At 73.8% G+C, this 14,693-nt stretch carries 13 protein-coding genes and 1 pseudogene; 13 read left to right on the forward strand and 1 reads right to left on the reverse strand.

All coding sequences use genetic code 11. From position 1 onward, the window contains the following. Positions 1-31: 31 nt before the first annotated feature. The 5 genes and pseudogenes from AB0F03_RS28245 to AB0F03_RS28265 all read left to right on the forward strand — a co-directional run bounded on the left by AB0F03_RS28245 (position 32) and on the right by AB0F03_RS28265 (position 4,765). Complete coding sequence (locus AB0F03_RS28245; RefSeq protein ID WP_361996909.1) at positions 32-640, forward strand: RNA polymerase sigma factor; 609 nt, start codon at positions 32-34, stop codon at positions 638-640. Continuing rightward, positions 637-1,974: a zf-HC2 domain-containing protein gene (locus AB0F03_RS28250; protein WP_361996842.1), complete on the forward strand. Its 1,338-nt coding sequence runs from the start codon at positions 637-639 to the stop codon at positions 1,972-1,974. Before AB0F03_RS28245 ends, AB0F03_RS28250 begins: the two co-directional genes overlap by 4 nt. Before the next feature lie 109 nt (positions 1,975-2,083). Further along, positions 2,084-2,838: pseudogene (locus tag AB0F03_RS28255) on the forward strand (ATP-binding cassette domain-containing protein). Then, complete coding sequence (locus AB0F03_RS28260; RefSeq protein WP_361996844.1) at positions 2,835-4,157, forward strand: hypothetical protein; 1,323 nt, start codon at positions 2,835-2,837, stop codon at positions 4,155-4,157. Before AB0F03_RS28255 ends, AB0F03_RS28260 begins: the two are co-directional and overlap by 4 nt. Then, entirely contained in the window at positions 4,154-4,765 is a 612-nt protein-coding gene (locus tag AB0F03_RS28265) for a hypothetical protein (RefSeq protein ID WP_361996845.1), read from the forward strand. Before AB0F03_RS28260 ends, AB0F03_RS28265 begins: the two co-directional genes overlap by 4 nt. A gap of 16 nt (positions 4,766-4,781) precedes the next feature. On the opposite strand, the gene AB0F03_RS28270 is transcribed toward AB0F03_RS28265, so the two are convergent. Further along, positions 4,782-5,318: an HNH endonuclease gene (locus tag AB0F03_RS28270; RefSeq protein WP_356816364.1), complete on the reverse strand. Its 537-nt coding sequence runs from the start codon at positions 5,316-5,318 to the stop codon at positions 4,782-4,784. 339 nt (positions 5,319-5,657) lie between these two features. Between AB0F03_RS28270 and AB0F03_RS28275 the strand changes: the two genes are divergently transcribed. From AB0F03_RS28275 to AB0F03_RS28310, 8 genes are all read left to right on the forward strand, one after another. Then, entirely contained in the window at positions 5,658-6,746 is a 1,089-nt protein-coding gene (locus tag AB0F03_RS28275; protein WP_361996911.1) for a mechanosensitive ion channel family protein, read from the forward strand. Positions 6,747-7,068: 322 nt separating this feature from the next. Next, a complete protein-coding gene (locus tag AB0F03_RS28280; protein ID WP_361996847.1) occupies positions 7,069-7,689 on the forward strand; it encodes a Uma2 family endonuclease in 621 nt (206 codons plus the stop codon). A gap of 254 nt (positions 7,690-7,943) precedes the next feature. Continuing rightward, positions 7,944-9,152 carry an ROK family transcriptional regulator gene (locus AB0F03_RS28285; protein ID WP_361996849.1) on the forward strand — a complete coding sequence of 403 codons (1,209 nt, stop codon included), beginning with the start codon at positions 7,944-7,946 and terminating at the stop codon, positions 9,150-9,152. A 68-nt stretch (positions 9,153-9,220) separates the two neighbouring features. Continuing rightward, on the forward strand, positions 9,221-10,564 hold the full coding sequence (locus AB0F03_RS28290) for an ABC transporter substrate-binding protein (RefSeq protein ID WP_361996851.1): 1,344 nt from the start codon (positions 9,221-9,223) through the stop codon (positions 10,562-10,564). After that, a complete protein-coding gene (locus AB0F03_RS28295; RefSeq protein WP_361996853.1) occupies positions 10,564-11,505 on the forward strand; it encodes a sugar ABC transporter permease in 942 nt (313 codons plus the stop codon). The genes AB0F03_RS28290 and AB0F03_RS28295 overlap by 1 nt, the downstream gene beginning before the upstream one ends. A 2-nt stretch (positions 11,506-11,507) precedes the next feature. Beyond that, a complete protein-coding gene (locus AB0F03_RS28300; protein ID WP_356816369.1) occupies positions 11,508-12,401 on the forward strand; it encodes a carbohydrate ABC transporter permease in 894 nt (297 codons plus the stop codon). Between the two features lie 7 nt (positions 12,402-12,408). After that, positions 12,409-13,674, forward strand: coding sequence for a 6-phospho-beta-glucosidase (locus AB0F03_RS28305; protein WP_361996855.1), 1,266 nt, complete (start codon positions 12,409-12,411; stop codon positions 13,672-13,674). Continuing rightward, positions 13,665-14,657 (forward strand): BadF/BadG/BcrA/BcrD ATPase family protein, encoded by a 993-nt coding sequence (locus tag AB0F03_RS28310; RefSeq protein ID WP_361996857.1) that lies wholly within the window; start codon positions 13,665-13,667, stop codon positions 14,655-14,657. Before AB0F03_RS28305 ends, AB0F03_RS28310 begins: the two co-directional genes overlap by 10 nt. The last annotated feature ends 36 nt before the right edge of the window (positions 14,658-14,693 follow it).

A 14,693-nucleotide genomic window follows, 5' to 3' on the forward strand; every position in this document is an offset into this window, starting at 1 on the left:
CGATAGAGGGGGTGTGAGACTGTTCCGCCCCATGGGGGGCCAGCGGGAGGACGACGACGCGAGCGGCGGGGACGCGGCCCTGCTGCGGGCGGTGGCACGGGGCGACGCGGCGGCGATGGGCACCCTGTACGACCGGCACGCCGGGTGGCTGCACGCGCGGCTGACCCGGCGGTGCGCCGATCCGGAGGTGGTGCGGGAGGTGCTCCAGGACACGTTCGTCACGGTGTGGCGGTCCGCGGCCGGGCATCGCGGGCAGGAGGCCGGCGGCTGGCTGTGGACGATCGCCGCGCGCCGGCTGGTCGACGCGCGGCGGGCGCAGGAACGGGCCGAGCGGGTCGCGGGACCGCCGCCGGAGCCCGGGTTCCCCGGCCGGTACGAGCCCGCCGCCGCGCCGTCCGCCGAGGACCGGGTGCTGGCGGGACTGGAGTACGTCGATGTCGGCACCGCGCTCGACCGGATCTCCCCCGAGCTGCGCGAGGTGCTGCGGGCGACGGTCGTCGACGGGCTGAACACCCGTGAGGCGGCCCGGCTGCTCGGTATCCCGGAGGGCACGGTCAAGTCCCGGGCGCGGCGCGCCCGCGCGGAACTGCGCGACGCCCTCGACCGGTTGAACCCGTCCCCGGTGGGAGGCACGGCATGACGCACCCCGACAGGCGGCCCTGGCACGCCTGCGACGACCTCGTGACCCGCTACGCCGAGGGCGCGCTGCCGGAAGCGGAGGCGTGGTCCCTGGAGAAGCACGTGGAGACCTGCACGGGCTGCGCGTCCCGGGTGTCGGCCGCGGTACGCGGTACGGCGGCGGGGACGGTGCTGGCCCAGGTACGAGCGGCGGTACTGGACCCGACGCGGGCGCGGACGGCAGTACCGGAACGGGCGCACGCACCGGCAGCCGTGCCGGAACCGGCGGCGCAGGCACGGGCAGCCTTGCCGGAACTGGCGGCGCAGGCACGGACGTCAGTGCCGGAACCGGCGCCCGTGCGGGGGCCGGTGCGGGGGCCGGCGGAGGTGCCGGAGCCGGGCCCGGCGTGGCAGGCGGGCGCGGCACCGGAACCGCGCGCTGGCTGGAGGTCCGGGCAGACGGCGCCGTCACGATGCGCGCCGTCGCGGTTCGCGCCATCGGTCGCGCCGCCGCGGTTCGTGCCGTCCCGGCTCCTGCGGCTGCCGTGGGCCGCCGGGCCCGCCGTGCGCGGGGGGTGGCAGCCGGCCGTGGCCGCGCGGGCAGCGGCTGCGGTGCCGGGCGCGGACGTGGCGGAGGACCCGGGGGCCGGCCGGGCTCCCCGGCGGACCGGGCCGTCCAGGTTCCTGCGGCTGCCGTGGGCCGGCCGGGCCTTCGGGCGGACCGTGCCGTCGCGGTTCCTGCGGCTGCTGTGGGCCGCCGGGCCCGCCGTGCGCGGGGCGTGGCTGCCGGCCGTGGTGGCGGTGGCCGTCGGTGCGCTGGTCCTGGCGTACGGGGCCGGGTACCCGGGGGCGCGGGCGCTGCTGCTGGCGGTCGCCCCCCTGGTGCCGGTCGCCGGGGTGGCCCTGTCCTACGGGCCGCACGCCGATCCGCTGCACGAGGTGGCCGCGGCCACACCGGGCGGCGGACTGCGGCTGGCGCTGACCCGTACGGTCGCCGTGCTCGCGGTGAGCCTGCCGCTGCTGACCCTGGCCGGGCTGCTGCTGCCCGCCTCGGGCGCCCCGGCCGCGGCGGCCTGGCTGCTGCCCGGGCTGGCGCTGGCGCTGGCCACGCTGACCCTGGCCTCCTTCACCGGGTGCCGGACGGCGGCCGGGGTGACGGGGGGCGGCTGGCTGCTCGCCGTGCTGGCAGCGCCGGTCACGGCACCGGGCGGTGCGGCCACCGCGCGGCTGGCCGGTCAACTGTCCCGATGCCTGGACGGGGCCGCCGCGCAGAGCGGGTGGGCGGCGGCGGCCGCGCTGAGCACCGTCCTGCTGCTGGCGCGCCGCCCGGTGTACGACCGCCCACTGCGCCCGTGACGGCGTCCACCGCGCGGCCCTCGGCGCGCACCTCCCCCGGTTCCGGCCCGCGGCACGCCCTCCCCCTGTTCCTGATCCTGATCCTGGAGAGACTGTGAGTTCGCTCCGTGTGACCGGCCTGCGGGTCCGGCACCGCAAGACCCTGACCCTCGACTCGCTCGACCTGACGCTGGGCACCGGTGTGCACGGGCTGCTCGGGCCGAACGGAGCGGGGAAGACGTCGCTGATCCGGGTGCTGGCCACGGTGGCGCGGCCGGACGCCGGGCGGGTGGAGCTGCTCGGTGAGGACGTCGCCGGCCGGCGCGGCCGGACCGGGGTGCGGCGCCGGCTCGGCTATCTGCCGCAGGAGTTCGGCTACTACCCGGGCTTCACCGTACGGGAGTTCGTGGCGTACATGGCCTGGCTGAAGGAGGTGCCGGCCGCGCGGGTGCCGGCGGCCGTGGAGCGGGCCGTGGCCCGGTGGGCCTCGGGGACCGTGCCGACGCGCGGATCCGGACGCTGTCGGGCGGCATGGTCCGCCGGGTCGGGATCGCGCAGGCCATCGTGAACGACCCCGCGCTGCTGCTGCTGGACGAACCGACCGCCGGTCTGGACCCGGAGCAGCGGGTGGAGTTCCGGGAGTTGCTGCGCGAGCTGGGGGTCACGGCGACCGTGGTGGTCTCCACCCACCTGGTGGAGGACGTGGCCGCCGCCTGCACGGGGGTCACCCTGCTGGACGGGGGCCGGATCGCCTACCGCGGTACGCCCCGTGCGCTCAGCCTGCTCGGTGAGTCCGCCGGCGGGCCGGGCGACCACCCGATCGAGCGCGGGTACACGGCGGCGCTGCGGGCGCACCGTACCGCGGGCGCCCGGGAGGCGGTGTGAGGACGCCGGTCATCACCCGGGAGGCTCGCGTGCGGGCGCCGCATCCGGTGCGGACCGAGGGGGTGCGGGGGTTCGCGCCGTGGGCCGGGGCCGCGGTGCTGCTGACGGACGGGGCGATGCTGTCCGGGACGGCGGACCGCTGGCAGGGCGGCTGGTCGGAGACGGCCGTCCAGACGCACACCGCGCTGCTGCTCACGGTTCCGCTGGCCGCGGCGGCGGGCTGCTGGCAGGGCGGCCGGGAGCGGCGGCGCCGTACCGAGGAGCTGTGGACGACGACCGCACGCACTCCGCTGGCCCGTCTGCTGCTCGCCGCCCTGCCCGTCGCGTTCTGGGCGGTCGCCGGCTATCTGGTCACGACGGCCGTGGCGCTCCTCGCCACCTGGCCCTGTGCGCGGGGTGACCGGCCGCACCTGGCCCTGCTGCCGGGGGACGCGGCCGCCGTCGCGGCGAGTGCGCTGGCCGGACACGTGGTGGGGCGGGCCGTACCCACGCGGCTGGCGGCTCCGCTGCTGGCGATGACCGGGTACGTGGGGCTGGGCGTCCTGGCGGCCGACGGCCCGGCGGCCGGCCGCGCGCTGAGTCCCGCCGCCCTGGCCGGAGTCGGGGAGCTGCCGGTGTGGTGGCAGCCGTGGGCGATGGCGGTGTGGACGGGCGGCCTGGCCTGCGCCGCCGTGCTGGCATACGCGGCCCGGCGCCGGGCGGTGGCCCTGCTGCCGCTGGCCGCCGCGCTGGCCGCCGGGACGCCGCTCGCGCAGAGCGGGGACGGCCTGTGGCACCCCGATCCGCTGACCCGGCGCCAGGTGTGCGACACCTCCCGCACCCCGGCGGTGTGCGTGAACGCCCGGTACGGCGGGATGCTTCCGCAGATCAGCGATGCCCTGTCGGGGGTCACGGACAAGCTGGCGGGCGTGCGGAACCTGCCGGTGCGCTGGGCGGACCACGGAGGCGCCCCGCGCGCCGACGAGGCGGCGCTGCCGGCGGTCACGCCGCTCGGCTGGTCGGCCGTGCGGGGGCGGCTGACCGATCCGGAGCAGTACGCGTGGGAGGCGGCCGGTGCGCTGGTGCTGCGCGGCGACTGCCCGGACGAGCAACTGTCCGGCCGGGTGCTGACGGCGGACGACGCGGTGAGGCACTACCTCGCGCCGAGCCCGGTGCGGGACCGCCTCGACGGGCCCGAGCCCCATGACGCCTGGCTGCGCGAAACCCGCGCCGCGCGGGCCGGGTTGGCCGGAATGGACGAGCACGAGCGCCGCGCGTGGCTGTCGGCGTACTTCGCGGCCCGGACGGCCTGCCGTACGAAGGGGATTCCCGCACTGTGACGACGCTCCACGGACCGCTGCTCCACGCCCGTTCCCGGGCACTGCCCCTGGCCCTGGCCGCGCTCACTGCCACGGCCGCCTTCGCGGTGTGGGCGGCCGGCCGGCTGGACGCCTACCTCGATCCCGACCGCCGGGTGCCGGTCGTCGCCCTGGCGCCGCTGCTGGCGTCGGCGGTGATCGGGACGAGCCTGTACAGCGCCTCGGACGAACTGGACCGCACCGCCGTACGGCCGTGGTGGCCGCGCCGGCTGACGCAGCTGGCGGCCCTGACCGCGCTGGCCGCGCTGCTGCTGGTGCCGGCCGTGCTCGGCCACACGGGGACCTTCGGGCCGCCGGCGGTGCTGCGCAACACCCTGGGATGTACGGGGATCACCGCGGCGGCGGCCGTCCTGCTGGGCGCCCGTGCGAGCTGGCTGCCCGCGTTCGGCTACGTCACCGCGGTGTACCTGGGCTCCCACGGCGCCCACGGCCGCGCGGCCACGGTGTGGGCGTGGCCGGTGCAACCGGGCGCGCAGCCGGGTGCGTGGGCGGCGGCGTCGACGGCGTTCGCGCTGGGCGCGGCCGGGTACGCCGTGCGGGGCGCCCGTCCCGAGGGGCCCCGCGGCTGACACCGGCGCTGCCCGCCTAGGCGGAGATGCCGTCGATCCGGGCCAGCGCGTCGTCCGCGCCGTACGGCTGCAAGTAGGGGAGCCAGCGCGGATCCCGGTGCCCGGTGCCGATGATGCGCCAGGCCAGGCCCGAGGGCGGGGCCGGCTTGTGGCGCAGCCGCCAGCCCAGCTCGACCAGGTGGCGGTCGGCCTTGACGTGGTTGCAGCGGCGGCAGGAGGCCACCACGTTGTCCCAGACGTGCTTGCCCCCGCGGCTGCGCGGGATGACGTGGTCGACGCTGGTTGCGATGCCACCGCAGTACATGCACCGGCCCCCGTCGCGCGCGAAGAGCGCCCGCCGGGTCAGAGGGACGGGCCCCCGGTAGGGAACCCGCACGAACCGCTTGAGCCGGACCACGCTGGGGGCGGGGAGGGTGACTGTCGCGCTGTGCAGATAGGCGCCGGATTCCTCGAGGGAGACGGCCTTGTTCTCCAGGACGAGGACGAGCGCGCGGCGGAGCGGTACGACACCGAGCGGCTCGTACGACGCGTTGAGGACCAGGACATGCGGCACGGGTGCCTCCTTGGGCGTCGGCGGCGCGTGGCTCGCGCCGGGACGATCTGAGGTCAGTCTCCCTTGACGCCTGGTGGAAGCGCCACCATGTGCCGGTAACGGGCTGGGAGTGTTTTCGACCACACCTGATGCATCCCCCGGAGCACCGCCCGTTCATGCCCGCGTGAGCCGTGTCTCTCCTGCGCGCCTCCTGTGCGGAACGGCCGGAGGCACCCACGATGCCCCGTTAGTGTGGTGGTTCTGTCCGCCCGGTGACCTTTTCGTGACCTGACCGCCCGCCGGCGCGGACCGCGCAGCACCTTGGAGGTACCTGCCGTGTCGTCCCTGCCCATCGCCCTGATGGCCGCCGGCGCGTCCCCGTCACCGTCCCCGTCCCCGTCGCAGTCCACGGCGCCGGCCGTGCCGTCCCTCCAGGACGCCCAGGACAGCGCGACGAACGCGGCGAGCTGGGTCGAACAGAACTGGTCGACGTGGCTCGCGATGGGTCTGCAGATCCTGCTGATCGTGATCGTGGCGGTCTCGCTCAGAGCGGTGGTGCGGCGGGCGATCACCAAGCTGATCGACCGGATGAACCGGACCGTGCAGGCCGTGGACGGCAGCGCGCTGGGCGGGCTGCTGGTCAACGCCGAGCGGCGGCGGCAGCGGGCGGCGGCGATCGGCTCGGTGCTGCGGTCGGTGGCCAGCTTCCTGATCCTCGGCACGGCCGCGCTGATGGTGCTGGGCACCTTCAAGATCAACCTGGCGCCGCTGCTGGCGTCCGCCGGTGTCGCGGGCGTGGCCATCGGTTTCGGCGCCCGGAACCTGGTCACGGACTTCCTCTCCGGCGTGTTCATGATCCTGGAGGACCAGTACGGCGTCGGTGACGTGATCGACGCGGGTGTGGCCACCGGCGAGGTGATCGAGGTCGGGCTGCGTGTGACCAAGCTGCGCGGTGACGGCGGCGAGATCTGGTACGTCCGCAACGGCGAGGTCAAGCGGATCGGCAACCTCTCCCAGGGCTGGGCGACGGCCGGCGTCGACGTGACCGTGCGGGCGAGCGAGGAACTGGACCGGGTCCGGGCCACGCTGGACGAGGTCGCCGAGAAGATGAGCAAGGAAGAGCCCTGGAACGAGCTGCTGTGGGGCCCGGTCGAGGTGCTCGGCCTGGACTCCGTGCTGATCGACTCCATGGTGGTCCGCGTCTCGGCGAAGACCATGCCGGGCAAGTCGGTGACGGTCGAACGGGAGCTGCGCTGGCGGATCAAGCGGGCGTTCGACGCGGCGAGCATCCGCATCGTGGGCGGCGCGACGGCCCTGGAGGACGCGGAGAACACCCCCGACCCGACGGCCTCCGTCGCGGCCCCGTCGGCGTACGCCAACGCGGACTCCCCGCAGGCGGCCGCGACGGCCCCGATCGCGGCCCAGCGTCCGGCGCCGCCGGCGAAGTAGCGGAACGGTTCAGCACGCTCGTTCGAGTGAACGAATGGGCCATTCCGACGCGCAACGCACCCCGGCCGCCCCATCGTTCTCCCGGGGCCCCCAGCGCGGGCCCAGAGCCTGTCTTCCGGATCCTGCCGGCGTCGCGGGCCCTGGCACGCACATCTGCGGCGTTGTCGTCACTCGCCGACGCTCCGCGTCGACTCCCTCCTCCGCCTTGCAGCTGCACGCACCAGGGCCCGCTCGGGTCGGCCAGGAGGCGCGGTCGGCTGAAACCGGCCTGATCCGGAAGAAAGGCCCTAGCCTGGCACCAGTGCAGCAAGGAGAACCAGCGATGAGCGCCGAACCGATCATGGAGCCGGTGATGACGCAGGTGGACCCCATCGACCTGTTGAGCGCGATCGAAGAGGCAACCTCGATGCCGATTCGACCCGAGTACATCGAGGGGACGGCCATCGTGCCGCCGCAACCGAACGACGATCACAACGACGGCGCTTTCGAGCTGAGTTTCCAGTTCCGTGCGGCCGGGTTCCGCCTCGTGGGCATCGGTAACGGCTACCGCGCCGCACACGAAGACGGCAAGACCATGGCCCTGGTCGTGCCGGACTTCTACGTCCGCCGTCGCAGGCCGACCGAGCTCGACGAGTCGTACCGCAAAGCCCACAAGGGCTGGTACCCCATCGACATGCTCGCCCTCGTCGGGGAGGTCACCTCCACCAACCACGAGACGGACACCGGTCCCAAGCTGCGCGCCTACGCCGCCGCCGGCGTCCCCGTCTACGTTCTCGTCGACCGTCACTCCAGGACGGCCCACTGCTACACGGAACCGGTCCTCCCCGGCGACGACCCCACCGAGGCGTACTACGGCACCGACACCAAGGTCGACCTCGGTGAACCCCTGCCGCTCCCGGCGCCGTACCCCACCCTGGAGACGGCCCCGTTCGTCACCGGCTGAGCGGGCCGCAGGCCAGCCGGTAGGCGGCGCCGGCCGGGATCCCCGGCGCCCGTACCGCGCATGCCCCCGAGGTAACGACTCCGTTGCCTCGGGGACGGTGTCTATTGACGCCCCCTTCGTCCTGGGCTTACGTTCCTCCCACCCGAATAGGAAACTTTCCTAACAGTGATCTCCCGGCGGCCGGCGATCAAGACTGGACGCCGTCCCCCGGTCACTGAAAAGCTGGGCGGCTGGAAAGGCAGGTGTCGACCCCCATGGCAGGAACCGCCGGTACGCCGGGCACCCCGCGCGTCCTGCGCGCCATGAACGACCGTGCCGCCCTGGACCTGCTGCTGGAGCACGGGCCGTTGTCGCGCACCCGGATCGGCAAGCTCACCGGCCTGTCCAAGCCCACCGCCTCCCAGTTGCTGGCCCGCCTGGAGGCCGCCGGGCTGGTCCGGCTCACCGGCACCAGCGAGGGCCGGCCGGGCCCCAACGCCCAGCTGTACGCGATCGACCCCTCCGCCGCGTACGCCGCCGGGCTCGACGTCACCCCGCACCGCATCCGGGCAGCCGTCGCCGACATCACCGGCCGCACCGTCGGCGAGTACCGGCTGCCCACCCCCGGCCGACGGCCCGCCCGGCCCGTCGTCCAGCAGGTCACCGACGCGCTGGACGGTGCCGTCAAGGCCGCCGGGCTCGCCCGGTCCGACGTGCACCGGCTGGTCATCGGCACGCCCGGCGCCTTCGACCCGGGCACCGGCCGTCTGCGCTACGCCTCCCACCTGCCCGGCTGGCACTCCCCCAGCCTCCTCGGCGAACTCGCGGCGGCACTGCCGATACCGGTCGAGTACGAGAACGACGTCAACCTGGCGGCCATCGCCGAGCAACGCCTCGGCGCGGCCCGCGACCACGCGGACTTCGTGCTGCTGTGGAACCAGGAGGGCCTCGGCGCCGCCCTGGTCCTCGGCGGCCGGCTGCACCGCGGCTGGACCGGTGGCGCGGGCGAGGTCGGCTTCCTGCCGGTGCCGGGCACCCCCCTGGTCCGGCAGGTCACGAAGGCCAACAGCGGCGGCTACCAGGAGCTGGCCGGCTCCCAGGCCGTACCGGTGCTGGCCCGCGAACTCGGCATCGACGTGCCGCCGGGGCCGTACGCCGAGGCCGCCACCGCGCTCGTCGCCCGCGCCGCCGACCACGCCGGCGGCCCCCACCGGGAACTGCTGCGGACCTACGCGACCCGGCTGGCCACCGGTCTCGCCTCGCTCGTCTCCGTCCTCGACCCCGAACTCGTCGTCCTCAGCGGCTCCGCCCTGACGGCCGGCGGCGAGGTGCTGCGCGCCCTCGTCCAGGCCGAACTGGAGGAGCTGGCCGCGGCCCGGCCCCGGCTGGTCGTCGGTGACGTCCGCGAACATCCCGTCCTGCGCGGCGCGCTGGAGTCCGCGCTCGCCGCCACCCGCGACGAGGTCTTCGACACCTCGCGCTGAGCCCCACCGCACCCACCGCACCTCGGTAGCACTCTCCGTTCCGCCCACCCGCCCCGGGAGACCTCGCCATGCCCGACGTCATACCCTCAACTGTCCGAAAGACGGCTTTTGCCCTGACCGCGTCGCTGGCCCTGCTCACCACCGCCTGCACCGGGCAGTCCGGTACGGGCGCCACGGACGACGCCTCGAAGAACACGACGATCAACTTCTGGCACGCCTGGAGCGCGCCGAACGAGGTGACGGCCGTCCGGTCGCTGATCGCCGGCTTCGAGAAGGCGCACCCCAACATCCATGTGAACGTCGTCGGCAACATGACCGACGACAAGATCAACCAGGCGCTGCGCTCCGGCGGCGGCAACGCCCCGGACGTGATCTCCTCGTTCACCACCAACAACGTGGGCAAGTTCTGCTCCTCCGGCGCCCTGGTGAACCTGAACCCGTTCTTCGAGAAGTCCCGGATCGACCCGGGCACGACGTTCCCGAAGGCGATGAACGAGTACACGAGCTTCGAGGGCAACCGCTGCACGGTCCCGCTGCTCGGCGACGCGTACGGGCTCTACTACAACAAGACGGCCTTCCGGAAGGCGGGCATCACGGCGCCGCCCCGCACCTGGTCTCAGTTCACGGCCGACGCGAAGAAGCTGACGGTCCGCAAGGGCGACGGTTACCAGCAGCTCGGGTTCATGCCGGACTACCACGGCTGGGAATCCACCACCGAGCACTACCTCGCCCAGTTCTCACCGACGTACTTCGACCGGAACGGCAAGTCCCAGGTAGCCAAGGACCCCGCGTTCCAGCGGGGGTTCACGCTCCAGAAGAAGCTCGTCGACGAACTCGGCGGGTTCCGCAGGCTGGAGCGGTTCCGGTCCACCCTCGGTGACGAGTGGGGCGCCCGGCACCCCTTCCACACCGGCCAGGTCGCCATGCAGCTCGACGGCGAGTGGCGGCTCGGCATGGCGGAGGAGGCCAAGCCGGACTTCGAGATCGGCGTGGCCCCGCTGCCCGTACCGGACGACCGGGCCGGCGAGTACGGCAAGGGCTACATCACCGGCACCGTCGCGGGCATCGCCGCCACCAGCCACAAGCAGAACGCGGCCTGGGAGCTGGTGAAGTACATGTCCACGGACACGGACGCGGTGGTCGGTTTCGCCAACGCCATCCACAACGTGCCCTCCACGCTGGCCGCGCTGAAGTCCCCGAAGCTCACGTACGACCCGCGTTTCAAGACGTTCCTGGACATCGCCGCGAACCCGCACTCCACCACCACGCCCGCCTCCCTCAACGGCGGGGTGTACCTGGTGACGATCCAGCAGTTCGGCTACGACTACGAGAGCGGCAAGGTCACCGATCTGAAGGCCGGGCTGAGGAAGACGGCCGCGCAGATCGACACGGACATCGCGCAGGCCCGGTGATGAGCACCGTCACCCTCGCGTCCAGGCGCCGGCGCTCGGCCCTGCGCACGCTCGCCTTCATGTCGCCGTGGCTCATCGGCTTCGCGGTCTTCTTCGCCTACCCGCTGCTCTCCACGGTCTACTTCTCCTTCATGCACTACGACGGCTTCCAGCCGCCGCGGTGGACCGGCGGGAAGAACTGGACGTACGTCTTCGCGCACTACCCGCTGTTCTGGCCCGCCCTGCGCAACACGCTGTGGCTGGTCGCGGTCATGGTGAGCCTCCGGGTGCTCTTCGGACTCGGCGTCGGCCTGCTCATCACGAAGATCAAGACCGGTACGGGCGTCTTCCGCACCCTGTTCTACCTGCCCTACCTGGCCCCGCCGGTCGCGGCGACCATGGCCTTCGCGTTCCTCCTCAACCCCGGCACGGGCCCCGTCAACTCGCTCCTGGAGAAGACCGGCATCCCGGCCCCGGGCTGGTTCAGCGACCCCGCCTGGTCCAAGCCCGCGCTGACCCTGCTCGCCCTGTGGGGCATCGGCGACCTGATGGTCATCTTCATGGCCGCGCTGCTGGACGTGCCCACCGAGCAGTACGAGGCGGCCGAGCTGGACGGCGCCTCGGCGTGGCAGCGGTTCCGGTACGTGACCCTGCCGAACATCTCGCCGATCGTGATGTTCGCCGTCGTCACCGGCGTGATCCAGGCCATGCAGTACTACACCCAGCCGCTGGTCGCCGGGAAGGTCGCCTCCGGCGTGATCCAGGGCGCGGGCACCCAGTTCGAGCCCGGCTACCCCGACAAGTCGACCCTCACCCTCCCCCAGCTCGTCTACAACCTCGGCTTCCAGCGCTTCGACTACGGCTCGGCCTGCGCGGTGGCGCTGGTGCTGTTCGCCCTGTCGATGGCGTTCACCGCGCTGCTGATGCGGCGCCGGGGCGGCCTGATCCAGGCAGGTGACTGACCATGACCCACGTACTGGACCAGCCCGTGCGGCCGGCGCCGTCCGTCTCCGCGGCCGGGCGCGCCGCCCGCCGCAGGGCGCTGCTGGAGTGGGTCGCGGTCCACTCCCTCGGCGTCGCCGCCGCGCTGTTCTTCACCCTGCCGTTCGTGTTCGTGGTGCTGACCTCGCTGATGAGCGACAGCCAGGCACTGAGCCGCGACCTGATCCCGCACACCTGGGAGTGGGGCAACTACCGGAAGGTGTTCGACACCCCCGGCTTCCTCACCTGGTGGCGCAACACGCTGGTCTACGCCGGCCTCGGCACCGTCCTGACCGTGGTGTCCTCGGTGCCGGTGGCGTACGCGCTCGCCAAGTTCCGCTTCCGGGGCCGCAATCTGTCACTCATGCTGGTGATCTCGATGATGATGCTGCCCCCGCAGGTGGTCGTCATCCCGATGTACCTGTTCTGGGCGAAGCAGCTGGACCTGTCCGGCACGCTGTGGCCGCTGATCGTCCCGATGGCGTTCGGGGACGCGTTCTCCGTCTTCCTGCTGCGCCAGTTCCTGATGACCATCCCGAACGAGTACCTGGACGCGGCGAAGGTCGACGGCTGCGGCGACCTGCGCACCCTCGTCCGGGTGGTCCTGCCCATGGCCAGGCCGGGCATCGCCGCCGTGGCCCTCTTCCAGTTCTTCTACGCCTGGAACGACTACTTCGGCCCGCAGATCTACGCGTCGGAGAACCCCGGCGCCTGGACCCTGTCCTACGGCCTGGAGTCCTTCAAGGGCGCCCACCACACCGACTGGAACCTCACCATGGCGGCGACCGTGCTCGTCATGGCCCCCGTGATCCTCGTGTTCTTCTTCGCCCAGAAGGCGTTCGTCGAGGGCGTCACCCTCACCGGAGTAAAGGGTTGATCTGGCTGTGAAACTCACCGTGGTCGGCGGCGGCTCGACCTACACACCCGAACTCGTCGACGGCTTCGCCCGCCTGCGCGACACCCTGCCGCTGGAGGAACTCGTCCTCGTGGACCCGGCGGCGGACCGGCTGGAGCTGGTCGGCGGCCTGGCCCGGCGCATCTTCGCCAAGCAGGGCCACCCCGGCCGTGTCGTGACGACGTCCGACCTGGACGCGGGGATCGACGGGGCCGACGCGGTGCTGCTCCAGCTGCGCGTCGGCGGCCAGGCGGCGCGGCAGCAGGACGAGACCTGGCCGCTGGAGTGCGGCTGCGTCGGCCAGGAGACGACCGGCGCCGGCGGCCTGGCGAAGGCCCTGCGCACCGTCCCCGTCGTGCTGGACATCGCCGAACGGGTCCGCCGCGCCAACCCGCGTGCCTGGATCGTCGACTTCACCAACCCGGTCGGCATCGTCACCCGCGCCCTGCTCCGGGAGGGCCACCGGGCGGTCGGCCTGTGCAACGTGGCGATCGGCTTGCAGCGCAAGTTCGCCGCACTGCTGGGCCTGGCCCCGGCGGAACTCCACCTCGGCCACGTCGGCCTCAACCACCTCACGTGGGAGACCGGCGTACGGCTGGGCGGCCCCGAGGGCGACGACGTCCTGCCCGGGCTGCTGACGGAGCACGGCGAGGCGATCGCCGCCGACCTCCGCCTCCCCCGCGCCCTCCTGGACCGCCTCGGCGTCGTCCCGTCGTACTACCTGCGGTACTACTACGCGCACGACGAGGTCGTCCGGGAACTCGCCACCAAGCCCTCCCGGGCCGCGGAGGTGGCCGCCATGGAGGCCGAGCTGCTGACGATGTACGGCGACCCGGCCCTGGACGAGAAGCCGGCCCTGCTGGCCAAGCGCGGCGGCGCCTTCTACTCGGAGGCCGCCGTGGACCTGGCCGCGGCCCTGCTGGGCGGTGGGGGCAGCCCCTACCAGGTGGTGAACACCCTGAACCGGGGCACGCTGCCCTTCCTCCCCGACGACGCGGTGATCGAGGTCCAGGCGGCGGTCGGCCCGGCGGGTCCGGTCCCGCTCCCCGTCCCCGCCCTGGACCCGCTGTTCTCGGGCCTGGTCGCCAACGTGACGGCGTACGAGGACCTGGCCCTGGACGCGGCGCTGCGCGGCGGCCGGGACCGCGTCTTCCGCGCGTTGCTGGCGCATCCCCTGATCGCCCAGTACGCGTACGCCGAGACCCTCACCGACCGTCTCATCGCACACAACCGGGAGTATCTGGCGTGGGCCTGACCGCAGCCGAACCGCCGACGGTCCTCGCCGTCGACGCGGGCAACAGCAAGACCGACGTGGCCGTGGTCACCGCCGCGGGCGAGGTCCTGGCCACGGCCCGCGGCGGCGGTTTCCGCCCGCCCGCCGTGGGGGTGACGGCGGCGCTGGACGCGCTGGCGGAGCCGGTGACCCGGGCGTTCGCGGACGCCGGGGTGACCTCCGTGACCCATGTGTCGGCCTGTCTGGCCAACGCCGACCTCCCGGTGGAGGAGGAGCGCCTGGCGGCAGCGCTGCGCGCACGGGCCTGGGGCACGACGGTGGAGGTCCGCAACGACACCTTCGCCGTCCTGCGCGCGGGCGTCGCCGAACCCCGTGGCGTGGCAGTCGTCTGCGGCGCGGGCATCAACTGCGTGGGCATGCGCCCCGACGGCCGCACCGCCCGCTTCCCGGCCATCGGCCGTATCTCCGGCGACTGGGGCGGGGGCTGGGGCCTGGCCGAGGAGGCGCTGTGGCACGCGGCCCGGGCGGAGGACGGGCGCGGCGAACCGACCGCCCTGTCCCGCACCCTGCCCGCGCATTTCGGCCTGCCGACCATGTACGCCCTCATCGAGGCCCTGCACCTGGAGCACGTCGCGCACGACCGCCGCCACGAGCTGACCCCGGTCCTGTTCGCCACGGCCGCGGCCGGCGACCCGGTGGCCGGCGCGCTCGTCACCCGGCTCGCCGAGGAGGTCACGGTCATGGCCACGGTCGCCCTGACCCGCCTCGACCTGCTCACCGAGGAGACCCCGGTCGTCCTGGGCGGCAGCGTCCTGACGGCTGGCCACGCCCGGCTGGACGACGCGATCCGCACACTGCTGGCCGCCCGCGCCCCCAAGGCCACCGTCCGGGTGGTCACGGCCGGCCCGGTCCTGGGCGCGGCCCTGCTGGGCCTGGACCGGCTCGGCGCCGGGGCCGGGGCCGGGGACCGGGCACGCGGGTACTGGGAGAACGCGACCCGGTGACCGCTCCCCCCGGGGTGCCGGCCGCACCCCGGGGGG

Source organism: Streptomyces sp. NPDC028722, assembly GCF_040637655.1.
Lineage (GTDB): Bacteria > Actinomycetota > Actinomycetes > Streptomycetales > Streptomycetaceae > Streptomyces.

Coding starts and splice junctions, on each gene's coding strand:
- AB0F03_RS28285 (WP_361996849.1), top strand. CDS start 7,944: ATGGCAGGAACCGCCGGTACGCCGGGCACCCCGCGCGTCCTGCGCGCC.
- AB0F03_RS28290 (WP_361996851.1), top strand. CDS start 9,221: ATGCCCGACGTCATACCCTCAACTGTCCGAAAGACGGCTTTTGCCCTG.
- AB0F03_RS28245 (WP_361996909.1), top strand. CDS start 32: ATGGGGGGCCAGCGGGAGGACGACGACGCGAGCGGCGGGGACGCGGCC.
- AB0F03_RS28275 (WP_361996911.1), top strand. CDS start 5,658: ATGGCCGCCGGCGCGTCCCCGTCACCGTCCCCGTCCCCGTCGCAGTCC.
- AB0F03_RS28280 (WP_361996847.1), top strand. CDS start 7,069: ATGAGCGCCGAACCGATCATGGAGCCGGTGATGACGCAGGTGGACCCC.
- AB0F03_RS28295 (WP_361996853.1), top strand. CDS start 10,564: ATGAGCACCGTCACCCTCGCGTCCAGGCGCCGGCGCTCGGCCCTGCGC.
- AB0F03_RS28300 (WP_356816369.1), top strand. CDS start 11,508: ATGACCCACGTACTGGACCAGCCCGTGCGGCCGGCGCCGTCCGTCTCC.
- AB0F03_RS28250 (WP_361996842.1), top strand. CDS start 637: ATGACGCACCCCGACAGGCGGCCCTGGCACGCCTGCGACGACCTCGTG.